Origin of the sequence: Aeromonas sp. QDB31, assembly GCF_027707605.1 — a bacterium.
GTDB lineage: Bacteria > Pseudomonadota > Gammaproteobacteria > Enterobacterales > Aeromonadaceae > Aeromonas > Aeromonas media.
On sequence record NZ_JAPCIX010000012.1, the window covers coordinates 1 to 23,845 of the forward strand.

Here is a 23,845-nt window from a genome sequence, read left to right on the forward strand (position 1 = left end):
TCGATGCTGTGAGTGCCCACACAGATTGCTTGATTCAAATTGTTAAAGAGCGTCACGCTTATCGCGTTGAGGAGGCGCATCTTACGCTCCTCACTTCGAAAGTCAAGCGGTTGTTTTCGCTTTTCTTTCGGCGCCTGCTTCACAAGGAAGCTGACTCATCAGTCCGGCGTGTTCCGCCGTGCTGGTAGGGGCGCATTATAGGGAGCCAGATCACGATGACAAGGGATTTTTTGAAGAAAGTCACGGAAACTTCAAATTATCCAGTTAGAAACAGCTTACCCAGTGTATATATACAATGTTATCCACAAGCCAATGATTTCAGCTCTGTTTTATTGGCATTTAACCGGGTCTTCCTTGCTTAAGGAATGCCATACTGAAGCGGATAATGTGTCCCTAGTGGTCCATGGTAGCGTCCTGTCGTAAAGCTGGTTACCATGGAGGTGAATAGAGTGTTGCACCTTTTTTGCTTTCATTTACAAAAGGTCTTTAAAGATGAATTTATCCAAGTTTCCCGTTTATGTGCAGGCGGCCGTTCTCGCTCTGGTGTTGGCGCTGGTCGGTTATCTGGTTGCCCAGGCCCTGCAGTTTTCCCTGAAAGCCGAAGTGATTTTTGCCGTAGGTCTGGCCATTGGCGGTTTCGTGGTACCGCTGTTCCTTAACCGGGCTCCTGCTGCTGCGGCCGAGCAGAATGCCAGCCAAGAAACATGCACCTTATATGTAGGCAACCTGCCCTACCGTGCCAACGAGATTGCCGTGCGCGAGCTCTTTGCCGAGCAGGGTCTGGTGATTTCCGTCCGTCTGATGAAAGACAAGGCCACTGGCAAGCGCAGGGGCTTCGGATTTGTTGAGATGCCGGTCGCCGATGCGGCCAAGGCCATAGCCGCGCTCAATGACAAGGAGTATCAGCAGCGCACCCTCAAGGTACGTGAAGCCAACGACAAGCGGGACAGAGATGAGAGGGAAGGCGCCGACGTCGACGCCTGAAGACTCAGCACAACACCTCTTCGAGTGATGACAGCCCCCATGCTTGCAAGGGGGCTGTCAGTTTTTGGGCCCGGGCATCCAGCAGGCTGCAATAGGCATGGCCCTGTCCTTCACCGATGAGGGTGGATGGAAGCGCGGCCAGTAGATGGGCCACCCGCCTTGCCACCGCATTACCCGAATCCACCAGTTGGCACTCCGGCATCAGTTGCCGGATTTCATCCCCCAGCAGCGGGAAATGGGTACAACCCAGTACCAGGGTATCCGGTCTCTCCTCCCCTTCTATCCAGTCAGCCAGCACCTTTCGCAGCAGAGCCATGTTGACCGGCTGTCCCGCCAGCTTGCGCTCGGCCTCGATCACCAGCTCGGTAGCCCCCTTGAGCAACACCCGCTTGCCCGGCGCGAACTGGGTGATGAGCTCATGGGTATATTCACGGCTGACGGTGCCCGGGGTTGCCAGCAAACCGATGCAGCCATTGCGGGTCAGGGCGGCGGCAGGCTTGATGGCGGGAACCACGCCTACCACAGGAATGCTCAGGGTGGCTCGCAGAGATGGCAGGGCTATGGTGCTGGCCGTGTTGCAGGCGATCACCACCAGATCGATGGCGTGTGCGGCCACCATGTGGCTGACCAAGCCGGTGCAGGCAGAAATCAGCTCTGGTTCGCTCAACTCGCCATAGGGGAAGTGGGCGTTGTCGAAGCAGTAGAAATAGTTGTGTGCCGGCAGGGTGCGACGGATTTCCCCATAGACGGTCAAGCCGCCCATACCGGAGTCGAACACGAGAATATTGGCCACCAGAGCTCCCCCTTGAATGCGAGGCGGCGATCATACTCCCGCCAACGGCCAATAGAAAAGGCCCCGTACAAGACGGGGCCTCGCTTTTTCCTCTCTATATAAGTAGAGCAGCGGATCAGAGACGGTAGTCGGCGGTCAGCTTGAACTCGGTGCCCGGTGAGGCATAGCCATAGGCCGGAACATAGTCACGATCGAACAGGTTGTCGATGCGACCGCCCAGGGTCAGCGCAGGTGTCACCCCGTAGCTGGCCCCCAAATTGACCAGGGTGTAAGAGCTCAGCACCACCCGCTCTGCGGGGAAGCTGCTGAAGTTCTTGTCGTCACGCTTGCCCACGTAGAGCAGCTCGGTCGACAGATCCACCGGGCCCAGCTGTGCCTGTGTCAGCCAGCTCGCCTTCTGCTTGGCGCGGCGCAGCAGCGGCTGATCGCCGTCGTTCTTGTCTTCGGTCTTGGTGTAATCGAAGCTCAGATCATGATGGAGCGGACCGGTTTCCAGCCCCAGCGCCACCTCCACGCCGCGGATCTCGGCATCCGTGTTGTCCGGTTTGCAGCTGGAGAAAGCGCTCTGGCAGGAAATCAGGTTCTGGATCTGGTTGCGATAGAGGTTAACTGACCAATCCCAGGCGGTATAACGGCCAGAGAAGTCCAGCTCCAGGTTCTTGCTCTCTTCCGGCTTCAGATCCGGGTTCTCATAACCGGGATAGTAGAGATCGAGGAAGGTCGGCGCCTTGAAGCCGGTGCCGTAGCTCAACCGCACATTGTGGTTGTCGTCGATGTCCAGCCCACTGGCGGCGGACCAGGTGTTGTGACGACCATACTGCTCGTTGTCATCGGTGCGGCCGGACAGCTCCCACAGCAGGGCCTGCCAGCGATAGCTGCCCACCGCAAACAGACCTGTATTGTCGCGATCCGGGGCATTGAAGGCCTGACCATAGCTGCGCGAATCGGACTTCATCTGCTCCTGCTGCCAATCGGCGCCACCGGTCAGGTTGAGCCCCTCGATGCCGCTCCAGCTGTTGATCCAGGAGAAGCGGGTCAAGCCGGTGTGGATCGGCTGGGCACTGGATTCCCCCTGGCTCTCCAGCCAGCTCTTCAGCTTGTTCTCGCCGTAGCTGGCTTCCAGCCGGCTGGTCAGGGTCGCGCTCTGGAACTTGAGGCCACCGTCGTACTGGAAGGCCTTCACCCGGCTTTGGTCGGCCGACTGATAGGCGTCATCCATCTCGGTCTGGTTGTCATAACCCTGGGCGTTGAAATCGGCACTCCAGGCGTCGTTGAAGGCATGGTTCATCCCGACCTGGCCATTGAGGCTGTCGAAACCGTCCCGATCCGGCTGCTGGGCACCGGCCACCACGTCGAACCCATCGGTCCGCTCATAGCCCACCAGCAGGTTCATGTCGGTCTGCTGACCCAGGGCCTGCACGGTGCGCAGTTGGCCCTGACCATATCCATGGCTGCCTGCGCCCCCCTTCAGGTGGGTCTCGCTGCCATTCTTGGCTGAGGTCTTGGTGATGAGGTTGATGACACCACCTATGGCATCCGAGCCGTAGACGGCGGCGCGCGGCCCGCGGATGTACTCGACCCGCTCTATGTTGCCAAGCGGGATCTGGCTGAGATCCGGCGTGCCAGCCACCATGGCGGCGATGGGGCGGCCATTCATCAGCACCAGGGAGTGGTTGGAGTTGGTGCCGCGGATGAAGAGGCTGCTCATATGACCCCGGCCACCCAGGGTGGTGATCTGTACCCCTGGCAGGGTCTTGAGCAGATCCGTCAGGCTCGATACCTGGCGGGATTCAATCTCGGCGCGATCGATCACCACCACAGGGGCCAGCACAGAACTGACGGGTTGTTCCACCCGATTGGCGGTGACCACCATGGTGTCATTGGCAGGAAGGGAAGACTGGGCAAAGGCCGCCGTTGGCAACAGGGCAGCCGCCAATAATTTCTTGGACATGAGAGATCCTTAAGTTCGCGTAAGCATCTACTTCGTGGCCGGTTTCTCTCGGCCCGAAATACGAACTTTGGCAGGTCTTCGGGCTTGGGGGCTGATGGCCTACAGCGACGGCTTCCCACCTGACGGCAGTGCCCTGATGTCGCTTCGTTCCCCCTTACCGCTGCGCGCCAGCTCCGGATTCTCACCGGATTCCCTTTTAAGCATGATGCGCCAAAGCGGGGGGATTATAGGCACAGCAGGATTGGATGTATAGCCATCTGGATTTCTGTCATCATTTTTCCCACAAGAGGGTGTCGAGTGGCACAATTACCGCCCTGCACCTCTGTCATGGCTGCCGTTGGGCGCAATCTGAAGGGGTCAGACGCAAGAAATGTTGAGCCAGGTCCCACGGCTTTTTGGTAACATGCGGCAAACGTTTGACACCCCCGAGGAAGCCGTAATGACGACCCCCCCAATGATCGGCCTGGTAATGGGCTCTGACTCCGATTGGCCCGTGATGCAAGCGGCCGCCCGCATCCTCAAGGAGCACGGCGTGCCCTATGAAGCGCGCGTCGTCTCAGCCCATCGCACCCCGGATCTGCTGTTCGAATATGCCGCCAGTGCCCGCGAACGCGGTCTGCGCGCCATCATCGCCGGGGCTGGCGGGGCCGCCCACCTGCCGGGCATGCTGGCCGCCAAGACCACAGTGCCTGTGCTCGGTGTGCCCATCCCGACCCGTCAGCTCAAGGGGATGGACTCCCTGCTCTCCATAGTGCAGATGCCCAAAGGGGTGCCGGTCGCCACCTTCGCCATCGGCGAGGCGGGTGCCGCCAACGCCGGTCTGTTTGCCGTCTCCCTGCTGTCGGTTGCCCAGGATGGCGACGCCCCTCGTTATCACCAGCAGCTCGACAGTTTCCGCGCCAACGAGCGCGATCGGGTGCTGGCCCTGCAACTGGAGGACCCGGCATGATACTGCCCCCCGCTACCCTCGGCATGCTAGGGGGCGGCCAGCTCGGCCGCTATTTCGTGATGTCGGCCCATCGCCTCGGTTATCAGGTGATAGTGCTGGATCCGGATCCCGCCAGCATCGCCGGCGCCGCGGCCGACGCCCAGATAGTGGCGGCCTATGACGACGCCGAGGCGCTGGCCGAGCTGGCTCGTCGCTGTGATGCCGTCACCTGCGAGTTCGAGAACGTACCGGCAGCCTCCCTGGCCCTGCTGGAGCAGCACCTGCCGGTGCGCCCTGCGGCCAGCGCCGTGCGTGTCTGTCAGGATCGCCGGGAAGAGAAAGCCTTCCTGACCCACGCCGGCGTGCCGGTCGCCCCGAACCTGACCCTGTTGCCGGGTGAGCCGCTGCCGGCCCTGCCCAGCGACCTCTTCCCCGCCATTCTCAAGACGGCCCGCGAAGGCTACGACGGCAAAGGACAGTGGACTATCCACAATGCGGGCGAATTGCCAGCGGCCCTGGCCGCCAGCGGCGTGCCCTGCGTGCTGGAGAAACGCCTGCCGCTGGAAGGGGAGTTTGCCCTCACCCTGGCCCGCAGCCCGAGCGGTGCCATCAGCGCCCTGCCCCTGGTGCAGAACTGGCACAGCGGTGGCATCCTGGATCAGACCCGCTCCCCGGCCAATGTCCCGGCCCTGGAGGCAGAGGCCCAGCGTATCGCCGAGCACATCATCGCCGCCCTCGACTATGTGGGGGTGCTGACGGTGGAGTTCTTCCTGGTCGGCGGCGCGCTGCTGGTCAACGAGATGGCGCCCCGCCCTCACAACTCGGGCCACCCCAGCATCGACAACGCCGGCTGCAGCCAGTTCGAGCTGCAGGTGCGCGCCCTGTGCGATCTGCCCCTGCCGGCACAGGCTGAGGTTCAACCCGCCATCCTGCTCAACCTGCTCGGTGATCTGTGGCAAGACGGTACGCCGGACTGGGCCGGCGCCCTGGCCCTGCCCGGCGTGCACCTGCACCTCTATGGCAAGGGCGACGCCCGCCCCGGACGCAAGATGGGCCATGTCACCGTCACCGGCCGCAACTGGCCGACGGTCGAGGCCACCGCCAGCCAGCTGCGCACCCTGTTGGGACTGCCGCCGCGCTAAGCGTCGCTGGTACCAACGAAAAGACCCGGGCCAAGGCCCGGGTCTTCTTTTTTACCGCAGTGGGGACCAGGTCAGCCCCGATCCGCCGCCACCGCAACGGGGGCCGGCAGCCGTATGGTGAGAGAGAGCACCAGGGCCACCACCAGCAACACCAGAATGAGGTTGAAGGTCGCCATGAAGCCGCCAAACAGGGAAGCCACGATGGAGCCTATGATGCTGCCCAGGCCAAAGCCCAGATAGATGACGCCGTAGTTCTTGGTCAGGTTGTTGAGCCCGAAGAAGTCGCTCACCAGGGAGGGGTAGACGGTGATGGTGCCGCCGAAGCTGAAGGCCACACAGGCCACCGCCACGAAGAACAGGTTGGCATTGAGCGGCACGAACAGCAGCAGAACCATACCCGCCAGGGTAATCAGCTGGGCGATGGTGATGACCCGGATGCGGGACATCTTGTCGGAGAGAATGCCCAGCACCAGACGACCACCCAGGTTGGCCATGGCGATGATGGCGACGGCGTTGGCGGCGACCACGGCAGGCAAACCCACCATCTTCTCGCCGATGTCCTTGGCCACCCCGATGACGTAGAGGCCGCTCATGCAGGCAGTGAGGAACATCAGCGCCAGCATCCAGTACTGCGGCTTGCGCATCGCCTCAGCCAGGGTGAAGTCGCGGCTCTCGGTCTGCTGCAGGGAGGCAGCCTGCTGGGGCGCATCCTTCATCAGCATGCCGCCCACCAGCACCATGGACATGGCAATCAGCCCCCACAGCTGGAAGGTGGTCTCAAGGCCGGAGCTGGAGAGCAGCGGCAGGTTGATGTACTTGAAGCCGAGACTGCCGAGACCATAGGCCCCGATGGAGCAGGCGGAGATCAGCCCTTTGCGCTCCGGGAACCACTTCACGCAGTTGGAGAGGGTCATCAGGTAACCGGTCCCGTCGGCGAAGCCCACCAGAATGCCGGCGCAGAGATAGAGCATGGCCAGATTGCTGGCGTGAGCGGTGAGGAAGAAGCCGATGCCGAGCAGCACGCCGGCCCCCAGGGTGACATTGCGCACCCCGAACCGCTCCTGCAGCTTGCCTGCCAGGGAGGAGGCCACCGCCAGGGAGAGGCTGAGCAGACCGAAGGCAAACGCCACCTGACTGACCGGCTCGTCCAGCTTGTCGGAGAGCTGGGCGTTGAACAGGCTCCAGGTGTAGACGGAGCCCAGCGCAAACTGGGTGATGATGGTACCGATCAGGGTCAGATACCGGGTGCGATTCATCTCTTTAGTCATGATGCGTCTCGGGGAATGGCCATAAGGAAATTGAGGCCACTATAGGCAAGACGCAGCTCGCGCCGATCGATTAAGGCATGAAATGCAGATCGGCGGGCATGAATGACAATCAGAGGCGCATCAGCTGACGGAACGCCTTGATGTTGCTGCGGCTGACCGGCACCTCGAACGGCAGATCATGGAGCCGGATGAGATAGGTGCTGTTGAACCAGGGCACTATCTCGCGGATCTTGTTGATGTTGACGCAGTAGGAGCGGTGGCAGCGGAAGAAACCCTCCGCCGGCAACCGGCTGACAAACTCGCTGAGGGCCATGGTCATCACATAACGATCGGTGCGGGTGTAGACATAGGTGAGCTTCTCGTCCGCTTCCGCATAGTAAATCTGCTCGCAGGGGGTGACGATGATGCGCTCCCCCTTCACCAGATTGACGGTGCGATTGTGCGGCGTGCCCGGCTCGCTCCCCTGCCCCACCTGCGACTTGCCTGCATGTTCGAGCTTTTGCAGCAGATTGATGATGCGCGGCTCGTTGTAGGGCTTGAGGATATAGTCGAACGCCTCCAGCTCGAACGCCTCCACCGCGAACTCCTTGTAGGCGGTGACGAACACGATGTGGGGCGGATGGCTCGACTTGTGCAGGTTCTTGGCCAGCAGCAGGCCATCGATGGAGGGGATCTGGATATCCAGGAACACCACGTCCACCTCGTGATCCTGCAGGTATTTGAAGGCCTCCAGCCCATCCTCGAAGCTCGCCACTATCTCGATCTGGCTGTGCTGGTTCACCAGATAGATCAGCTCCTCCCGAGCCAGATATTCGTCTTCCACTATGATGGCTTTCAGCATGGCATTGCCCCCTGAAGGCACGCAGGAGAGGCCAGCTCCTCCCGTATCAAACATTCATCTTCGACAATAATGGCTGTCAGCATGACAACACCTCTCGCAGCACACCCTTATCCTCAACCATGATGGCCCTCAACATGGCATCGCCTCCTGATCCGGCAGATAGAAACAGACTTCGGTACCCGGCTCCAGCCGCTTGAGGTGCAGGCCGTCACCGTACAGCAGCTTGACCCGCTGATGCACGTTCATCAGGCCTATGCTGCGGCTCTCCACCCGGCCGGCGGCCACCCCGTCGATCACCGTCTGGCTGATGCCGTAGCCGGTGTCCCGCACCGCCACCCGGATACCGCCCGCCAGCTGTTTCACCTCTATGATGACCCGGCCCGGGGCGCTGCGGGGCTGGATGCCGTGCAGGATGGCGTTTTCCACCAAGGGCTGCAACAGCAGGCTCGGCACCTGAATGTGTACGTCGTCCACCTCGAACACCACCTCCAGCTTGTCGCCGAAGCGGGCCTGCTCGATGGCCACGTAGTCACGCACCTGCTGCAGCTCCTCCTGAATATCGATGAGCTCATCCCCCTTGTTGAGGTTGTAGCGCAGGTAGTCCGCCAGATTGGCGATCAGCTGGCGCGCCTGCTGGGGCCGGATGCGGATCAGCGACGAGATGGCGTTGAGGGCATTGAACAGGAAGTGCGGGTTGATCTTGCTCTGCAGTGCGGTGAACTCCGCCTTGCGGGTCATCTCCTTGAGCTGCTCGATGCGCGACACCTCCATCTGAGTGGAGATGAGCTGGGAGAGGCCCACCGCCATCTCCTTGAGGGAGCTGGTGATGCTGTGGGTGCGGCGATAGTAGATCTTGAGAGTGCCGCTCACCGAGCCGTTTTCCCGCAGCGGAATAATGATGACCGAGTGGAAATCGGAGAGGTGATACTGGCGCAGATCGTTGTTGATGATGATCTGGTCGAGCAGCACCGCCTGCTGGGTCATGCCGCTAATGGCGTGGTGCTCGTCCAGCTCGTAGTAATCCTTGCCGACCCCCACGTAGGCCAGCACGTCACGGGTATCCGTGATGGCCACCGCATCGGCATGGATCTCGCTCCTGATCACGCCGCACACCTGACCGAGGGAGTGGCGATCAACCTTCTGGAAGAAGGGCAGCGTCTGGTTCGCTATGTCCAGCGCCAGCTTGGCCTGCTTGGCGGCAATCAGCTCCTTCTCGTCATCCAGATCCTGCACCAGCTTGATGATGAGGCCGATACAGAGCGCCCCAGCGATCATGGGATAGGCGATGTGGCTGACGATTTCCACCCCCACCTCATGGGGTTCGGTCAGCAGCCAGATCAGCAACATGGTCAGCCCCTCACACAGCATGCCCGCCAATATGCCATAGAGCCAGAGCCGCGACTTGCGGCAGCGCAGGTGCAACCAGGTTGCCAGCAGACCGGCGATGATGCTGGCGATGAGACAAGGGATCGAGGTGTGACCATCCATGTCGATGAGGTAACGGTGCAGGCCTGAGATGACCCCGGCCGGAATGCCGACCCAGGGGCCGAACAGGATGCCGCCCGAGATGATGGCGATGATCCGCACATTGATCAGCGCCCCTTCCACCGGAATGCCGGTATAGGTGCTGAACACCGCAAACAGGCAGAAGATGGAAGCCACCAGCACCAGCTCCGCCGGGGTGTGATCCCGCTTCTGGAACAGTCGCTGGAACGGCCGGGTGCGGGTCAGGAGAAAGAGCGTCATCAGCATCAGCGCCGCCCGCTCAAACACCGCCAACAACATCATCTGATTTTCGAGCATGGGGCCTCCGGCCTATGGCCACGAGGGGCGCACTATAGAAGGAATCTGGCCATGGACGGCTGACCCCGATCAAATCAGGGACATGAGACCACAACGGCAGGATTGAAAAGAGAGGGACCCTCTCATCGGGCCCCAGTGTACCGCAGGCAGGTACCAGAGAGGCATCGGGCTGCCATATTCAGCCCGATGGAGAAGGCAAGGACGGCATCAGGACGACAGGGTCGCCAGCCTGGCGGCGAAGCCCATGAAAAACAGGCCGATCAGGCCATTGCCCAACCGGGCAAGCCCCTGTTTACGTCGAAAGAAGCGGGCAACCAGAGTGCCGCCGAAGATCAGCAGGGTGAGATAGACGAAGCTCATGGCTTCCAGCATGCCCGCCAGCACTAGGTAGGAGATCCAGGTGTGGGCATAGCTGAAGTCGATGAACTGCACGAAGAAGGAGACGTAGAAGAGGATCGCCTTGGGGTTGGTGAGGCTCAAGGTGAGTGCCTTGGAGAAATAACGCTCCCCCAGCTCGACCGCAGACTCCTGCCCTTCACGCCGGGCAATGAAGTTGGCATGGAGGATCTTCACCCCCAGATAGAGCAGGTAGATGGCGCCGAGGTAACGCACCAGGGTAAACAGCAGGGGGGTGGTACGAATGAGGGAGGCGATCCCCAGGTAGGCGCAGAAGATGAGGATGGCATCGCCGACAAAGACGCCGAGGGCGGCGCGATAGCCCGGTCCTATGCCCCGTACGGTGGCGGTACGCAGCACATAAATGGAGTTGGGTCCCGGCGCAATGATGATGAAGAAGAGTCCCACCAGATAGGTCCAGACGTTGATGACTCCCAGGCTTTCGAACATGTTCCCTCCATGGCGGGCGATGGGCCGGATAGCGGCGGCAGGCTTTCTATACTAATCCGCCGCGCGCCAAGCACAAGATCTGACCTGCCATCCACACACCTTCAGGATGAACGCCTTGCACACCGATCGATAGCCACCCTGGCGTTCGCCCACTTTGGTTATGTCCAGATACACCGGGATAGGGCATGGTAGAGGGAGTATGAAACCGCAGATACCTCACCCATGGACAAGACCTTGATTACCGACACGCCGATCGCCGCGACACCCTCAGCCGACCCCCTGAACACCACCGCGTATCCGGTGATTGCCGCCATCAGCTTCTCGCACCTGTTGAACGACATGATGCAGTCGGTGCTGCTGGCCATCTATCCGTTGTTGAAGCTGGGGCTCGATCTGTCGTTCACCCAGATAGGGCTCATCACCCTTACCTACCAGTTCACGGGCTCGTTGTTGCAGCCGCTGATCGGCCTCTACACCGACCGCAGACCCATGCCGTATTCGCTGCCCCTCGGCATGGGCTTCACCCTGATCGGCTTGCTCTCCCTGTCACAGGCGGGCAGCTTTGGCGCCGTGCTGCTGTCGGCCATGCTGATCGGCATGGGTTCGTCCGTCTTCCACCCGGAATCCTCCCGGGTCGCCCGCATGGCGGCTGGCAACCAGCCGGGTCTGGCCCAATCCCTGTTCCAGATCGGCGGCAACCTCGGCTCGGCCATAGGCCCGCTGCTCGCCGCGCTCATCATAGTGCCGCAGGGACAAGGCAGCGCCGCCTGGTTCTCGCTGTTCGCCCTGGTGGGTGTCATGGTGCTCTGCCTGGTCGGGCGCTGGTCCAGCCATCACGGGGCCAACTTCCACAAGCGGATGAAGGCCCATGCTGGCAGTGGCCTGAGCCGCCGCCAGGTCGGCTGGTCGCTGGTCATCCTCGGTCTGTTGATGTTCTCCAAGTTCTTCTACATGACCAGCCTGAGCAGCTATTACACCTTCTATCTGATGGACAAGTTCAGCCTGTCGCTGGATAGCGCCCAGTTCCATCTGTTTACGTTCCTGTTTGCCGTCGCGGCTGGCACCGTGCTCGGCGGGCCGGTCGGTGACCGCATCGGCCGCAAACGGGTGATCTGGATCTCCATCCTGGGCGTCGCCCCCTTCACCCTGCTGCTGCCCCACGTCGACCTGTTCTGGACTTCGGTGCTCTCGGTGATCATCGGCCTCGTCCTGGCGTCGGCCTTCTCAGCCATCCTGGTCTACGCCCAGGAGCTGGTGCCCGGCAAGGTCGGCACCATCTCCGGCCTCTTCTTCGGCTTCGCCTTCGGCATGGGGGGCATAGGCGCCGCCCTGCTGGGTCAGCTGGCCGATGCGACCAACATAGAGACCGTGTACCAGCTCTGCGCCTACCTGCCGCTCATCGGCCTGCTGACCGCGTTCTTGCCAACCCTTAGAAAGGGATAGTGGGCCGCCCCGCGAGGGATACCGCCTATAAAAAACGCGGCCTGAGCAGGCCGCGTCTGAAGTTGATGAAGGCAAGGGTAGGTCAGCAGTACTGGCCAGCTACCCAGCCGGAAGACCAGGCCCATTGGAAGTTGTAGCCACCAAGCCAGCCGGTCACGTCCACCACCTCGCCGACGAAGTAGAGACCGGGCACCTTGCGCGCCTCCATGGTCTTGGAGGAGAGCTCGTTGGTATCTACCCCCCCCAGGGTCACCTCGGCGGTGCGATAGCCTTCGGTGCCGTTCGGCAGTATCTGCCAATCCCCCAGCAGGGTGGCCACCGCGTCCAGCTCCCGCTCGTTGTACTGGCGCATCGGCTTGCTGACCAGCTGGCCCAGCTCCACCAGCTTGTCGACGAAGCGCTTGGGCAGCTCGCGCCCCAGCACCGTCTTCAGCTCCTGAGCAGGGTGCGCCTGGGCCCAGGCCTTGAGGGCCGCCGGTATATCCAGCTCGGGCAGCAGGTTGATGTGGATCTTCTCCCCCGCCAGCCAGAAGGAGGAGATCTGCAGGATGGCGGGGCCCGAGAGGCCGCGGTGGGTGAACAGCATGGCCTCCTTGAAGCGGGTGCCATCCTCGGCGGTCACCGCCACCGGCAGGCTGACCCCGGCGAGATCGGCGAAGGCTTCTTTCTGTTCCTGATGCAGGGTGAAGGGCACCAGACCGGCGCGGGTGGGCAGCACTGTGAGGCCGAACTGCTCCGCCAGCTTGAAACCGTAGGGAGTGGCGCCGAGCTTGGGCATGGAGAGGCCGCCGGTGGCTACCACCAGGGAGTGGCAACGGATCTCGCCCTTGCTGGTGTCGAGCAGGAAGCCGTCATCCGTCTTGTTGACGGAGAGGATCTCGGTCTGGCACTGCAGGGTCACCCCGGCCCAGTCACACTCGGTGAGCAGCACCTCGACTATCTCCTTGGCGTTCTCGTCACAGAACAGCTGGCCCAGGGTCTTCTCGTGATAATTCACCCCATGCCTGTCCACCAGATCGATGAAGTCCTGCTGGGTGTAGCGCGCCAGCGCCGACTTGCAGAAGTGCGGATTGCCCGAGAGGAAGGCGTGGGGACCAGCCTGATGGTTGGTGAAGTTGCAGCGACCGCCGCCGCTGATGAGGATCTTGCGCCCCGGTTTCTTGGCGTTGTCCAGCAGCAGCACGGATCGCCCCCGATAACCGGCCTGGGCCGCACACATCAAGCCGGCCGCCCCGGCTCCGATCACCACCACATCCACCTGCTTCATCGTCACTCACCCATTAAAAGAAAAACGGCCCCTGCCAAGGGACCGTCATCGCATCCGGCAGAAACCACAGCGGCGGTTTCATGGCTGCATCAATCGAAAACGGCCCACGAGGGGGGCCGTATTGTACTGGCTGAACACTAAGTGTCCACGACTATCAGGCGTTGCCGTCCATGATGCTGGCAGGGGCGCCCTTGGCCAGCTCGGCCAGCTCCTTGTCGATGAAGTAGAGACCCTTGCCATCCTCGCCCACCAGCGACAGACGATCGACGATGCTCTTGAACAGCTTCTCCTCTTCGTGCTGCTCGGCCACGTACCACTGCAGGAAGTTGAAGGTGGAGTAGTCCTGGGTGGTGAATGCCACATGGGCCAGGCCGTTGATGCACTTGGTGATGTGGAACTCGTGCTCCAGGGTGGTGCGGAAGATGTCCCCCAGCGAGTTGAACTCGTGGGGAGGCGCATCGATGGCACCCAGCAGCGGCATGCCACCGGTTTCGCTCACGTAGGTGAACAGGCGCTCCATGTGCTGGCGCTCCTCGGCGGCGTGCTTGCGCAGAAAGGTAGCGGCCCCTTCGAAGCCCTTGTCCTCGCACCAGGCGCTCATCTGCAGGTAGAGATTGGAGGAATAGAATTCAAGATTAATCTGCTCGTTCAACTTCTCGATCATGGCTTTGGCCAACATGATGATTCTCCACTGTGATTTGGTCACGATTGTCGCCACTGTTGCAGTCTGACGCAACCAGATACGACGGCCAGCACTCGCAGTTGTGACCCGGACGCATCTCATCCTGTCACCCATACGGTTATAGAGAAGCAAAGAAACATGGTGTAGGTAGCGTCAGCCATTATGATGGCGCCAGTGGTCGGGGAAAGGATTCAATGAAATTCATTATGGCACTGGCGCTGCTCTGGATAACCCAGTTGCATGCCACTCCCTCCTTGCTGGAAGAGGCAGAATTGCAGGCGGCGCGCGATCCCGTCGGCTACCTGCAACGCCTCGACGCCAGCCCGCAGCAAAACATGGAGCTGTTCTACGCCAGAGCCCTGGCCCAGGCCGCGCTGGGCCGTTACCAGCAGGCCCTGCTGGACAACGCCCGCGCCCGCGGGCTGGCCAGTGCCCAGCAGGAGCTCCGGCGCCTGCTCGACTTCAGATTGCAGCAGATTGCCCTGACCCTGGATACCGAGGCCCCCGAGCAGGCCCTCCACCTGCTGACCCAGCTCAGGCCGGCCGTCCTGGGCCATGCCCAGCAGGAGTCCGAATGGCATGCCCTCAATGGCCTCGCACTCTACCGTACCCAGCAGCTGAAGGAGGCGATCGCCGAGCTCAAGACCGCCTTCCAGCTCAAGCAGAAAGGGCCAAGAAGCGCCCTCGCCACCCTGCAGCGTGCCCGCCTGCTGATGACCCTTGGCAACCTCTATGCCGATCTCAGCCTCCACCGGGAGGCCGAGAGCTACTATCAGGATGCCCTCGGGCAGATGGTGCGACTGAACGAGCCCAACAGCCAGGTCATCATCCGTGCCAACATGGCGCGGCTCTACATCGACATGGCACGCCCCGATCGGGCGCGCGAGCTGCTCGATGCCCTGCTGGCCACCCCGGGGCTGTCACCGCACTATCGTGCCATCGTGCTCGGCTATCAGGCCATGGTGTTCAATGCACAGCGAGACTGGCACTCGGCCTGGCAGAGTCTGGAAGAGGCGCAGGCCATTTATGAGGGGCTGGGTTACCCTCAGGCGGCCTCCCGGCTGACCGAGATCCGTGCCAGAACGCTGCAGGGACGGGGGGAGACCCAGCTGGCCTTGCAACTGCTGACGACCCAGCCAGGCCCGGTCAGCATAGAGGGCAAGGCGATGCAGGCCAGACTGCTGGCCGATCTGGGGCGCTACTCCGAGGCCTACGGGGTCATGACCCGCTACATGCAGCACTACAAACAGCACTTCAACCAGACCCTGAGCCAGCATGCCGCCGCCTTCCAGGTCGAGATGGACCTGGCCCGCAGCGAGGCCAGCAACCTCGCCTTGCAGCAGGAGAACGAGAACAAGCGCCAGCAACTGTTGTATCAACAGAGCGCCCGTTACTACCAGATGATGCTGGTCATCCTGCTGATCGGTGCCCTGATCCTGCTCGGACTCACCACCCACAGGCTGCACCGCAGCTCGCGCCACCTCTACAAGCTCGCCACCTTCGATCAGCTGACCGGGCTGCCGAATCGGCGCGCCCTGCTGGAGCGGCTGGAACAGCAGTGGCAGCTGGATGCGCCGCTGACCCTGCTCATCATCGACATCGACCATTTCAAGCAGATCAACGACCGCCACGGCCACCAGACCGGCGATCAGGCCATCCGGCAACTGGCCCGGGAACTGAAGAACTGGGCGCCGGATCTGCAACAGGTCGGGCGCTGGGGAGGAGAGGAGTTTCTGGTGGCCATGGCGCAGGATGGCATCACCTGCTGGCGGCTGGCCGAGCAGTTGAGAAACCGGATCGCCTACCTGGCCGCCCCTCACATGACCATCAGCATTGGGGTGGCAGAGCGATCACCGGACGACGACAGCCTCAGCCAGCTGATCCACAGGGCCGACATGGCCATGTACCAGGCCAAGCGTCAGGGACGCAACCAGACCATACTGGCACCGACCTCCAACCAGCCCGTCAGCAACGTCGCCTGAGGCCGGGGCGGGAAGCCATCGTGACTGCTTGATGATCGTGCATCAGACAACAGATGCCAGGGGCGCAACCAGACCATGCTGGCGCCAGGCCCCAACCAACCCGCCGAACTCACCTGCCATGTTGCCTGAGGCAGGTAACGGACTCAGGGCAGCAGCTCGGTCATTGAGGCGACATCCACCGGTGCCCCATAGTCGACGCCCGGCAGCTCGAAGCCGTTGAGTTGCATGAAGTCCTGGCGCAGCCCGGCGAAGTCCCCCAGGGCATGGAAGTTGTCCGGCGTCACCTTGGGCCAGAGCGCCGAGACGGCGGCCTGAATGGCCGGGTCGAGCTCATGGTCATCCATCCGGATCAGCCGGTTGCCGTCGGCCACCACCCCATTGGGCCCGTACATCTTGGCGGCGAACAGCCGCTGCATCTGCTCGATGCAACCCTCGTGCACGCCCCGCTCCTTCATCACCCCCATCAGCAGGCCGAGGTAGACCGGCAGCACCGGGATATAGGCGCTCGCCTTGGTCACCAACGCCTTGCACACCGACACCCAGGCGTGGCCGCCGAGCTCGGCTAGTTGCAGGTTGATGGTCTCTGCGGTGGCGTGCAGGTGCTCCTTGGCGTAGCCGATGGTGCCGTCTCTATAAAGGGGATAAGTGGATTCCGGGCCAATGTAGGAGTAGGCGACTGTCTGCACCCCTGGGGCCAGACAATCCGCCTGCTGCAGCGCCTGCAGCCAGAGCTGCCAGTCCTCACCGCCCATCACGGTGACGGTGTCGCGGATCTCCTCCGGAGTGGCAGTCGCCAGGGATTGCTGCACCAGGGCGTCCTGTTCCAGATCCAGCCCCCAGCCGCTGAAGGGCTGGCCCGTGGTCTTGAGCACGGAGCGCACCTGCCGGCCATCCGGCAGCACCCGGATGCCGCTGGCCAGGGAGTAGATCACCAGATCCACCTGCCCCAGCTGCTGGCGGATGGCGTCGATGGCCTGCTGACGCAGGGCGTCCGAGAAGGCATCGCCGATCAGGTTGATGGCGATGCGCCCCTCCTGCTCCGCCGCCTGTCGAAACCAGATGTTGTTGTACCAGCCCGCGCTGCCGAGCCCCTTGTCGGAGGGCCCGCGTTCGAACGAGATGCCCAGAGTATCTGCGCCGGCGCCGAAGGTCAGCGCGATGCGAGACGCCAGCCCGAAGCCGGAGGAGGCACCCAGCACCAGCACCCGCCTGGGCCCGTTGAAGGAGCCCGCCCCCTTGACGCTGGCGATCTGCTGCTGCACGGCGGCACGGCAACCGATGGGGTGGCAGTTGCGGGCGACGCAGCCCTGGATCTGGGGATGAATGATCATGAATGAATCTCCAAGGAATCGATGGAATACGAGGAGCGGCGGCCGCTAGCACATCGATCATCGCCAGCGTCTCCACGGGAATTGGCTAGAGCATAACCAAGAAGCCGGTGATTACCTTGATGTCGGGCGGCATATGGGCAAGAAAGGGGGGCATAAAAACAAGAGGGAGCACAAGGCTCCCCAAAGCGTTATTCAGATGCTTTTTGTTGTGTTGTGTTCATTGCGAAGCACGGGCACATCCTATTCTTCTCCCTGGATCGGGGCAATAGACCGGTTGTGATCGGCTTCAAAATCCTGTTCAAAATATGTGCGACCTTGTCCTCGAGATGGCAACCGGGGCGTACGGGTTTTCCATGCAAATCCCGAAACTGTGGTGACATCGCCGTTTTAGTTTCAGCGGACATTGGTATAGTGAATCCAGGATCAGTGAGGAGAACTCCCATGAGTGGAACCTATTACAAGCACATACTGGCCGCGATCGACCTGTCGGAAGACAACCGCAAGGTGATCGACAAGGCGGTCGACCGGGCCCGTTCCAATGGCGCCAAGCTGTCGGTGATCCATGTGGACGTGGACCTCAAGGATCTCTACACCGAGATGATCGATATCGACATCGACAACGTGCAGGATCAGGTGATCGCCGAAGCGAAAGAGAAGCTCGAGACCTTCCTGGCCTCGGTGGACTACCCCATCGAGAAGAAGCTGGTGATCTGCGGCGATCTGAGCGAGCGAGTCAACCAGGCGGTCAAGGATTACCAGATAGACCTGCTGGTGTGCGGCCATCGCCAGAGTTTCTGGAGCCTGCTCACCTCCAGCGCCCGCCAGCTGATGAATACGGTGCCCTGCGATCTGCTGGTGGTGCCCTTGCAGAAGTGATTAAACAGGCGTAGCTTGTTTATCCATGAATATCACTGCTTTCAATCGCAACAACTGGTGGTGCTGCTTATAAACAGGCGGCACCGCTTTTCTATGTGAAATTCCCAGAAGAAAACACCGTGACCGCCGAGAGGCGGTCATTGTTTTCATCCCTTTGTCGCCTCCCGGCCCACCCCAATCGGAGAGAGTGACATGCACGACCCCATTATCCTGACCGGCGATCGCCCCACCGGCAAACTGCACATAGGCCACTACGTCGGATCCCTGCGCCAGCGCGTCGAGGCCCAGCACCATTACCGCCAGTTCGTGATGATCGCCGATCTGCAGGCGCTGACCGACAACGGCCACAACCCGGCCAAGGTGACAGATCACGTGCTGGAGGTGATGGCCGACTACCTGGCCGCCGGCTTGGATCCGGCCAAGACCACCTTCTGCCTGCAGAGCGCCCTGCCCGCCCTCGCCGAGCTCACCACCTATTACCTCAATCTGGTCAGCGTCGCCCGGCTGGAGCGCAACCCTACGGTGAAGGCCGAGATCCAGCAGAAAGGGTTCGAGCGCAGCCTGCCGGCCGGTTTTCTGGTCTATCCCGTCAGCCAGGCCGCCGACATCACCGCCTTTCGCGCCACCCATGTGCCGGTCGGCGAGGATCAGCTGCCCATGCTGGAGCAGACCAACGAGATTGTGCGCCGCTTCAACGCCCTGGTGGGCAAGGAAGTGCTGACCGAATGTCAGCCCATCCTGAGCGACACCGGCCGCCTGCCCGGCATCGACGGCAAGGCCAAGATGTCCAAGTCCCTCGGCAACACCATAGAGCTAGGCATGTCGAGCGATGAGGTGAAACAGGCGGTGTTTGCCATGTATACCGACCCCAACCACCTCAGGGTGAGCGATCCGGGCCAGGTCGAAGGGAATACTGTGTTCGCCTATCTGGATGCCTTCCACCCGGACAAGGCGCTGGTAGCCGAGATGAAGGCCCACTACCAGCGCGGCGGGCTCGGCGACATGCGCTGCAAGCAGGTGCTGAACGACTGCCTGCAGACTCTGCTCGCCCCCATGCGGGAGCGGCGTCAGGCGGCCATAGCCGACAAGGAGCAGCTGCTGCGCCTGTTGCAGCAGGGCACCTTGCAGGCCCGCGCCCTCACCGACGAGGTGCTGGCTGAGGTGAAGGGGGCGATGGGGCTGGACTACTTCGCCGGGTTGCGCTGAGTCGGCGCCCCCAGCGCGTCTGCACCGTAGCGCTCGAAGGCGAGCCGGTGCAGCAGCCCCTTGAACCAGCCGATCGCCTCGTCGTGGGCGCTGAGCGGGTGGCCCGCCATCAGGTAGACGATGGGAATGGCGGGCTCCAGCTGATGCAGCCGCAACGGGTAGTAGCGGCAGAAGTGGCGCCCTATCATCTCGGGCACCACCACCAGATAGCGGCCGGTCGCCATCAGCTGCGGCACCGCCATAAAGCTTGGCAGCCGCACCCCCAGCTCCCGCGCCACCCCGAAGCGGGCCAGCCAGAGATCCACCATGGCCTGGCTGTGCCCCCAGCTGGAGGTGTGGATGTGGGGGCGACTCACCAGCTCGTCCGGCCCCAGCTCATCGGGCAGCTCGCTGCCAAAGGGTGACAGGCAGACCAGGGGATTGCTGAACCACTCCTCGCGCCACAAGCGAGGGGAGAGATGGTTGGCGCCCGCAAAACCGATCACCAGATCCAGCTCCCCCTTCTCCAGCTCCCGCTCGTAGTCACTGTCCGCCAGCTCGCACACCTCCAGCCGGCAATGGGGCGCCTGCTGCACCATGCGCTCCACCAGGGTCGGCACCAGGCCGTGCTCCACCGAGCCCGGGGTGGCGATGCGAAACACCCGCTGGGCGCTGGCGGGATCGAATCCCTTGGCCTGGCGCAAGCCCTGCTCCAGCATGGCCAACGCCTGGCGCACCGGCCCGGCCAGCGCCTTGGCCCGCTCGGTCGGCATCATCTCGCGCCGGCTCATGACAAACAGGGGGTCATCCAGCGCCGTACGCAACCGCCCCAGCGCATGGCTGACGGTGGACTGGGAGAGGTGCAGCCGCTCGGCGGCACGGGTGACGTTGCGCTCCTGCATCAGCATGTCGAACACATTGAGCAGGTTGAGGTCGAGGCGGGAAAGGGGGATTTCCATCGATATTGGCCATAGTAGAATGACGACAATTCATTTTTGGCATAGTAGCAGATTGCATAGAATGCGCAGGCGAATTACACGGAGATTAAAATGCGTAGCTATCTGTTGTTGCTGGCGATTGGCCTGTTGTGGGGCTCCCAGTTCATTTTCATGCATCAAGCCGTCACCGAACTGCCCCCCATCATGGTGGCGGCCGGTCGCGCCCTGTGCGGCAGCCTGACCCTGGGTCTGCTCTGCCTGTTCATGCGCCTCAAGAGCGAGCACACCCCCTGGCGCACCTATATGTTGATCGCCCTGCTCGATGCCACCATCCCCTTCATCATGGTGGCCTGGGGTCAGCAGTATGTGGACAGCGCCATCGCCGCCGTGGTCATGGGTTGTATCCCCTTTGTGACCATTCTGGCTGCGCCCCTGTTTATTTCTGGTGAAAGAATCACCAAGGACGGTCTTCTCTCCGTGGTCATCGGCTTCGTCGGCGTGCTGGTGCTGTTCTGGCCGAAACTGGCCAACGGCATGAACGCCGGTCTGCTCGGTGCCATGGCCATACTGTTCGGCGCCAGCTGCTTCGCCATCGGCCTGCTGATGATCAAGCGCTTCGCCAAGGACCACCCCGTGGTGGTGGCCCGCAACATACTGATCTCCTCGGCCATCCAGCTGCTGCTGGCCGCGCCCTTCGTCACCGATCTGAGCGCGCTCACCCTGCCAAGCCAGCAGGCCATCGGCGCCGTGACCGTGCTGGGGGTGTTCTGTACTGGTCTGGTCTACTTCCTCTACATGGCGCTGATCCAGAAAGCGGGCCCGACGTTCGCCTCCTTCAGCAACTACCTGGTGCCGCTGTTCGGCGTCATGCTGGGCGCCTTGTTCCTCGGCGAACAGGTGCATTCCACCACGGCCGTGGCACTGGCGCTGATCCTGGGATCGGTCGCTCTGAACCAGTGGGCCCAGCAGCGCCGTACTCGTCGGGAGGCCAGCCTATGTCAGGCATCCTGACCACCCTGTGCGGCGGTCTGGTGCTGATAGCCGGCTGGCAGTATCGCCACCGGCTGGCCGGACTGCTCGGCCTGCTGATGCTGACCCTGCCCTGGTTCTTCGACAGCAAGCTGCAGGCCATGCTGAGCTATGCCCTGAATGCCTGAATGCCATCTCTAATGTGTGACGAGAGTATATCTCTCCTGTTTTTGGGACCGTTTTTAAAAAAACCTCCGATTTGTCCCCGCTACCGGCGCTCTGCGCCGGTTTTTTTATGCCGGTTTCCCGCCCTCAGAGCAGTAGCGGTAGCTGAGCCGCTCGTTCTTGCGCGGCCCCGTGATCTGCCAGGCGAGCAGGAAGCCTTCGCCGGTTTCGGTCAGCTCGGCGCTGTAGTGATCCTGGCCGCACAGGTGCGCCTCGGCGGTGAGCCAGCGCCCGTCCCCCTGGGGCAGCAGCTCGAACAGCAGCACCGGCGCCTGGTGGCGAAGGTGGGAGAGGCTGATCCCCCACTCGCCGCGCTGCCACCAGAAGCTGTTGTGCATGGCGAGCACCCGGCCATGGGGCGTGGTGTAGCGCCCCTGCTCCGTAAACAGCCAGCCACCTTGATGATCGGTCACCCGCACCTCCCCCTCGCCACGGCCGTTCCAGTCGGTCGCAGAGCCCGCTCCGTTGCTCGCCTCGAAGGCAAAAGTGCCGATCCGTGGCAACTGTTCCCATAAACGCTGGATCGCGCTTTCCAACTCGGCCATCATAGCGCCCTCCAAATTGACAACTGACGACAATTCAATCACATGAACTACTTGATAGGGGTTACCCTGCTCTGGTCCTTCTCCTTCAGCCTGATCGGGGTCTACCTCGCCGGCCAGGTGGACGCCTACTTCTCGGTGCTGACCCGCATCGCCCTCGCCAGCCTGGTGTTCCTGCCCTTCCTGCGCCGCCGCTGGCTGCGCCCCGATCTGGTGGTCAAGCTGATGGCACTCGGCGCCATCCAGCTCGGCATCATGTATCTGTTCTATTACCACTCCTTCCTGCTGCTGACGGTGCCGGAAGTGCTGGTGTTCACCATCTTCACCCCCATCTACGTCACCCTGATCCACGATCTGCTGGAAGGGCGCTTCAAGCCGACCTACCTGTGGGGGGCGCTGCTGGCGGTGCTGGGGGCGGCCGTCATCCGCTTCGACGGCCTGACCGAGAGCTATGTGATGGGATTCCTGGTGGTGCAGGGAGCCAACCTCTGCTTCGCCCTGGGCCAGGTGGGCTACAAGGTGCTGCTGGCGCGAGAGGCGCAGCAACCGCCCCAGCTGGCGGTGTTCGGCTGTTTCTATCTGGGGGCCCTGGTGATCGCCCTGCCCGCCTGGTGGCTGCTGGGCCAACCACAATACCCGACGAGTGGATTGCAGTGGGGCATTCTGTTGTGGCTGGGGATTGGCGCTTCCGGGCTCGGCTACTTCCTGTGGAACAAGGGGGCCACCCTGGTGAGCAGCGGCGTGCTGGCCATCATGAACAACGCCCTGATCCCCGCTGGTCTGCTGGTCAATCTGGTGCTCTGGGGCAAGGATACGGATCTGTTCAGGCTCAGCGTCGGTGCCCTGCTGATGCTGGCCTCCCTCTGGATCTGCCAGCGTCAGCCGGCGCATAGCGCGGACTGACGAACCACCAGGCCTGCGGGTACAGGCCTCCTTTGACCCACAGGCGTCAGCGGGTGAGTGAGCGCTGACTAAAAATCAGCCAACCACAGTGTTGCGTTCCCGTCTGGCCTGGCCGTGGCAGGAGGCCAGCCGGGCCAGCAGGTGATCGAGCTGCTCGGCGTTCTGGCTCTGCACCAGGCCTATGCTGACGGTCACCGGCCGCTCGGGCAACAGGCTGGCATCGGCGATCTCGAGACGCAACCGTTCGGCAATCTCGAGACCGCTCAGCCGATCGGTCTGGGACAGCATCAGGATGAAACCGTCCTCATCCCAGCGGGCGAAGGGATCTTCCCGCCGCAATTCACGGCGTACTATACGGGCCAGCTTGGCAAGCATGGCGTCGCAGGTGGCCTCGCCAAACAGCTGCAATATCTTGCTGCGGTGATCCACGGTGAACTGCAGCAGGCAGAAGCTGCCGCTCTCGCTGGCCAGTCGCTCGTCCAGCAGCGACTCGAAGTGGCTGCGGCTCTCGAGCCCGGTGAGGGGGTCAGTATCGTGGCGATCGTCCAGCTGGGGCATGGCCGCGTCCAGATGGCGCACCACCCCCAGCAGTTGGCCCCGTTCGTCACGGCGCACCCGCTCTTCCAGCCGGATGTAGTGGCCCTGATGGTGCAGGATGCGGTACTCGAGCCGCAACCCGCTGCTGCGCCCCTCCCGACAGGCGTCGATGGCCTCCCCCAGACGGGGCCCGTCATCCGGGTGTACCCTATCCAGCCAGCCGAGGTCATCCAACTCGTTCCCCGCCAGCCCCAGCAGTTGCAGGCAGGAGGGATCGCGCCTCAGGCCCTGTTCGGCCGACCAGGTCCAGATCCCGGCCTCCAGCATCGCCATGGCTTCTGCCATCAGCGTCACCTCAAGCGGGGTAATGACCTCAACCCCGGGAGTCTCATACCTTTCCATCACGCGC

At 62.2% G+C, this 23,845-nt stretch carries 22 protein-coding genes and 1 riboswitch; of the genes, 10 read left to right on the forward strand and 12 right to left on the reverse strand.

The window, feature by feature from the left end:
* Positions 1 to 492: 492 nt before the first annotated feature.
* A complete protein-coding gene (locus PG898_RS13210) occupies positions 493 to 984 on the forward strand; it encodes an RNA recognition motif domain-containing protein (protein WP_202047961.1) in 492 nt (163 codons plus the stop codon).
* A 4-nt stretch (positions 985 to 988) separates the two neighbouring features.
* Here PG898_RS13210 and murI read toward each other — a convergent pair whose 3' ends face one another.
* Together murI and PG898_RS13220 are read right to left on the reverse strand one after the other, a co-directional pair.
* Entirely contained in the window at positions 989 to 1,777 is a 789-nt protein-coding gene (murI, locus tag PG898_RS13215; RefSeq protein WP_270824402.1) for a glutamate racemase, read from the reverse strand.
* Positions 1,778 to 1,892: 115 nt separating this feature from the next.
* The gene (locus tag PG898_RS13220) at positions 1,893 to 3,728 is read right to left on the reverse strand and encodes a TonB-dependent receptor domain-containing protein (RefSeq protein WP_226170935.1); all 1,836 of its coding nucleotides are present in this window, start codon (positions 3,726 to 3,728) and stop codon (positions 1,893 to 1,895) included.
* A gap of 52 nt (positions 3,729 to 3,780) precedes the next feature.
* Positions 3,781 to 3,958: riboswitch (cobalamin riboswitch) on the reverse strand.
* A gap of 209 nt (positions 3,959 to 4,167) precedes the next feature.
* On the opposite strand from PG898_RS13220, the gene purE reads away from it, so the two are divergent.
* The gene (purE, locus tag PG898_RS13225) at positions 4,168 to 4,677 is read left to right on the forward strand and encodes a 5-(carboxyamino)imidazole ribonucleotide mutase (protein WP_025325239.1); all 510 of its coding nucleotides are present in this window, start codon (positions 4,168 to 4,170) and stop codon (positions 4,675 to 4,677) included.
* Complete coding sequence (locus PG898_RS13230; RefSeq protein WP_270824401.1) at positions 4,674 to 5,798, forward strand: 5-(carboxyamino)imidazole ribonucleotide synthase; 1,125 nt, start codon at positions 4,674 to 4,676, stop codon at positions 5,796 to 5,798. Before purE ends, PG898_RS13230 begins: the two co-directional genes overlap by 4 nt.
* 71 nt (positions 5,799 to 5,869) lie before the next feature.
* Here PG898_RS13230 and PG898_RS13235 read toward each other — a convergent pair whose 3' ends face one another.
* From PG898_RS13235 to leuE, 4 genes are all read right to left on the reverse strand, one after another.
* On the reverse strand, positions 5,870 to 7,066 hold the full coding sequence (locus tag PG898_RS13235) for an L-lactate MFS transporter (protein WP_270824400.1): 1,197 nt from the start codon (positions 7,064 to 7,066) through the stop codon (positions 5,870 to 5,872).
* Between the two features lie 109 nt (positions 7,067 to 7,175).
* Complete coding sequence (locus PG898_RS13240) at positions 7,176 to 7,907, reverse strand: LytR/AlgR family response regulator transcription factor (protein WP_005326410.1); 732 nt, start codon at positions 7,905 to 7,907, stop codon at positions 7,176 to 7,178.
* A 129-nt stretch (positions 7,908 to 8,036) separates the two neighbouring features.
* Positions 8,037 to 9,710, reverse strand: a complete 1,674-nt coding sequence (locus tag PG898_RS13245) for a sensor histidine kinase (RefSeq protein ID WP_005326409.1) — start codon at positions 9,708 to 9,710, stop codon at positions 8,037 to 8,039.
* A gap of 207 nt (positions 9,711 to 9,917) precedes the next feature.
* Positions 9,918 to 10,556 (reverse strand): leucine efflux protein LeuE, encoded by a 639-nt coding sequence (leuE, locus tag PG898_RS13250; RefSeq protein WP_005326407.1) that lies wholly within the window; start codon positions 10,554 to 10,556, stop codon positions 9,918 to 9,920.
* 222 nt (positions 10,557 to 10,778) lie between these two features.
* Here leuE and PG898_RS13255 point away from each other — a divergent pair, with 222 nt between their 5' ends.
* A complete protein-coding gene (locus tag PG898_RS13255) occupies positions 10,779 to 11,999 on the forward strand; it encodes an MFS transporter (protein WP_270824399.1) in 1,221 nt (406 codons plus the stop codon).
* Between the two features lie 82 nt (positions 12,000 to 12,081).
* On the opposite strand, the gene PG898_RS13260 is transcribed toward PG898_RS13255, so the two are convergent.
* Together PG898_RS13260 and ftnA are read right to left on the reverse strand one after the other, a co-directional pair.
* Positions 12,082 to 13,266, reverse strand: a complete 1,185-nt coding sequence (locus PG898_RS13260) for an NAD(P)/FAD-dependent oxidoreductase (protein ID WP_041206615.1) — start codon at positions 13,264 to 13,266, stop codon at positions 12,082 to 12,084.
* 154 nt (positions 13,267 to 13,420) lie between these two features.
* Positions 13,421 to 13,945 carry a non-heme ferritin gene (ftnA, locus tag PG898_RS13265; protein WP_005326403.1) on the reverse strand — a complete coding sequence of 175 codons (525 nt, stop codon included), beginning with the start codon at positions 13,943 to 13,945 and terminating at the stop codon, positions 13,421 to 13,423.
* A 209-nt stretch (positions 13,946 to 14,154) separates the two neighbouring features.
* On the opposite strand from ftnA, the gene PG898_RS13270 reads away from it, so the two are divergent.
* Complete coding sequence (locus tag PG898_RS13270) at positions 14,155 to 15,930, forward strand: diguanylate cyclase domain-containing protein (protein ID WP_041207114.1); 1,776 nt, start codon at positions 14,155 to 14,157, stop codon at positions 15,928 to 15,930.
* A 143-nt stretch (positions 15,931 to 16,073) separates the two neighbouring features.
* Here PG898_RS13270 and fabV read toward each other — a convergent pair whose 3' ends face one another.
* The gene (fabV, locus tag PG898_RS13275) at positions 16,074 to 17,261 is read right to left on the reverse strand and encodes an enoyl-ACP reductase FabV (RefSeq protein WP_270824398.1); all 1,188 of its coding nucleotides are present in this window, start codon (positions 17,259 to 17,261) and stop codon (positions 16,074 to 16,076) included.
* 441 nt (positions 17,262 to 17,702) lie between these two features.
* Between fabV and PG898_RS13280 the strand changes: the two genes are divergently transcribed.
* Both PG898_RS13280 and trpS read left to right on the forward strand, forming a co-directional pair.
* A complete protein-coding gene (locus PG898_RS13280; protein ID WP_005326399.1) occupies positions 17,703 to 18,137 on the forward strand; it encodes a universal stress protein in 435 nt (144 codons plus the stop codon).
* 192 nt (positions 18,138 to 18,329) lie between these two features.
* Positions 18,330 to 19,343: a tryptophan--tRNA ligase gene (gene trpS / locus PG898_RS13285; protein ID WP_270824397.1), complete on the forward strand. Its 1,014-nt coding sequence runs from the start codon at positions 18,330 to 18,332 to the stop codon at positions 19,341 to 19,343.
* Here trpS and PG898_RS13290 read toward each other — a convergent pair.
* Positions 19,322 to 20,281 carry a LysR family transcriptional regulator gene (locus PG898_RS13290; protein WP_270824396.1) on the reverse strand — a complete coding sequence of 320 codons (960 nt, stop codon included), beginning with the start codon at positions 20,279 to 20,281 and terminating at the stop codon, positions 19,322 to 19,324. The two genes, trpS and PG898_RS13290, sit on opposite strands and share 22 nt — an antisense overlap.
* 90 nt (positions 20,282 to 20,371) lie before the next feature.
* On the opposite strand from PG898_RS13290, the gene PG898_RS13295 reads away from it, so the two are divergent.
* Both PG898_RS13295 and PG898_RS13300 read left to right on the forward strand, forming a co-directional pair.
* Positions 20,372 to 21,271 carry a DMT family transporter gene (locus PG898_RS13295; protein WP_270824395.1) on the forward strand — a complete coding sequence of 300 codons (900 nt, stop codon included), beginning with the start codon at positions 20,372 to 20,374 and terminating at the stop codon, positions 21,269 to 21,271.
* Positions 21,256 to 21,417, forward strand: a complete 162-nt coding sequence (locus PG898_RS13300; RefSeq protein ID WP_005326376.1) for a hypothetical protein — start codon at positions 21,256 to 21,258, stop codon at positions 21,415 to 21,417. The genes PG898_RS13295 and PG898_RS13300 overlap by 16 nt, the downstream gene beginning before the upstream one ends.
* Positions 21,418 to 21,522: 105 nt before the next feature.
* Here the strand turns inward: PG898_RS13300 and PG898_RS13305 are convergent, their stop codons facing one another.
* Positions 21,523 to 21,999 carry a DUF6314 family protein gene (locus PG898_RS13305; protein ID WP_218410686.1) on the reverse strand — a complete coding sequence of 159 codons (477 nt, stop codon included), beginning with the start codon at positions 21,997 to 21,999 and terminating at the stop codon, positions 21,523 to 21,525.
* A gap of 42 nt (positions 22,000 to 22,041) precedes the next feature.
* Here PG898_RS13305 and PG898_RS13310 point away from each other — a divergent pair, with 42 nt between their 5' ends.
* Positions 22,042 to 22,899, forward strand: a complete 858-nt coding sequence (locus tag PG898_RS13310) for a DMT family transporter (protein ID WP_182787106.1) — start codon at positions 22,042 to 22,044, stop codon at positions 22,897 to 22,899.
* Positions 22,900 to 22,974: 75 nt separating this feature from the next.
* Here the strand turns inward: PG898_RS13310 and PG898_RS13315 are convergent, their stop codons facing one another.
* Complete coding sequence (locus PG898_RS13315; protein WP_270824394.1) at positions 22,975 to 23,838, reverse strand: GGDEF domain-containing protein; 864 nt, start codon at positions 23,836 to 23,838, stop codon at positions 22,975 to 22,977.
* Positions 23,839 to 23,845: the final 7 nt, after the last annotated feature.

What these genes read in the sequence shown, in the direction of transcription:
- PG898_RS13210 (WP_202047961.1), top strand. Translation starts at nt 493, where the DNA reads ATGAATTTATCCAAGTTTCCCGTTTATGTGCAGGCGGCCGTTCTCGCT.
- PG898_RS13220 (WP_226170935.1), bottom strand. Translation starts at nt 3,728, where the DNA reads ATGTCCAAGAAATTATTGGCGGCTGCCCTGTTGCCAACGGCGGCCTTT.
- purE (WP_025325239.1), top strand. Translation starts at nt 4,168, where the DNA reads ATGACGACCCCCCCAATGATCGGCCTGGTAATGGGCTCTGACTCCGAT.
- PG898_RS13230 (WP_270824401.1), top strand. Translation starts at nt 4,674, where the DNA reads ATGATACTGCCCCCCGCTACCCTCGGCATGCTAGGGGGCGGCCAGCTC.
- PG898_RS13235 (WP_270824400.1), bottom strand. Translation starts at nt 7,066, where the DNA reads ATGACTAAAGAGATGAATCGCACCCGGTATCTGACCCTGATCGGTACC.
- PG898_RS13240 (WP_005326410.1), bottom strand. Translation starts at nt 7,907, where the DNA reads ATGCTGAAAGCCATCATAGTGGAAGACGAATATCTGGCTCGGGAGGAG.
- PG898_RS13245 (WP_005326409.1), bottom strand. Translation starts at nt 9,710, where the DNA reads ATGCTCGAAAATCAGATGATGTTGTTGGCGGTGTTTGAGCGGGCGGCG.
- leuE (WP_005326407.1), bottom strand. Translation starts at nt 10,556, where the DNA reads ATGTTCGAAAGCCTGGGAGTCATCAACGTCTGGACCTATCTGGTGGGA.
- PG898_RS13255 (WP_270824399.1), top strand. Translation starts at nt 10,779, where the DNA reads ATGGACAAGACCTTGATTACCGACACGCCGATCGCCGCGACACCCTCA.
- PG898_RS13260 (WP_041206615.1), bottom strand. Translation starts at nt 13,266, where the DNA reads ATGAAGCAGGTGGATGTGGTGGTGATCGGAGCCGGGGCGGCCGGCTTG.
- ftnA (WP_005326403.1), bottom strand. Translation starts at nt 13,945, where the DNA reads ATGTTGGCCAAAGCCATGATCGAGAAGTTGAACGAGCAGATTAATCTT.
- PG898_RS13270 (WP_041207114.1), top strand. Translation starts at nt 14,155, where the DNA reads ATGGCACTGGCGCTGCTCTGGATAACCCAGTTGCATGCCACTCCCTCC.
- fabV (WP_270824398.1), bottom strand. Translation starts at nt 17,261, where the DNA reads ATGATCATTCATCCCCAGATCCAGGGCTGCGTCGCCCGCAACTGCCAC.
- PG898_RS13280 (WP_005326399.1), top strand. Translation starts at nt 17,703, where the DNA reads ATGAGTGGAACCTATTACAAGCACATACTGGCCGCGATCGACCTGTCG.
- trpS (WP_270824397.1), top strand. Translation starts at nt 18,330, where the DNA reads ATGCACGACCCCATTATCCTGACCGGCGATCGCCCCACCGGCAAACTG.
- PG898_RS13290 (WP_270824396.1), bottom strand. Translation starts at nt 20,281, where the DNA reads ATGGAAATCCCCCTTTCCCGCCTCGACCTCAACCTGCTCAATGTGTTC.
- PG898_RS13295 (WP_270824395.1), top strand. Translation starts at nt 20,372, where the DNA reads ATGCGTAGCTATCTGTTGTTGCTGGCGATTGGCCTGTTGTGGGGCTCC.
- PG898_RS13300 (WP_005326376.1), top strand. Translation starts at nt 21,256, where the DNA reads ATGTCAGGCATCCTGACCACCCTGTGCGGCGGTCTGGTGCTGATAGCC.
- PG898_RS13305 (WP_218410686.1), bottom strand. Translation starts at nt 21,999, where the DNA reads ATGGCCGAGTTGGAAAGCGCGATCCAGCGTTTATGGGAACAGTTGCCA.
- PG898_RS13310 (WP_182787106.1), top strand. Translation starts at nt 22,042, where the DNA reads ATGAACTACTTGATAGGGGTTACCCTGCTCTGGTCCTTCTCCTTCAGC.
- PG898_RS13315 (WP_270824394.1), bottom strand. Translation starts at nt 23,838, where the DNA reads ATGGAAAGGTATGAGACTCCCGGGGTTGAGGTCATTACCCCGCTTGAG.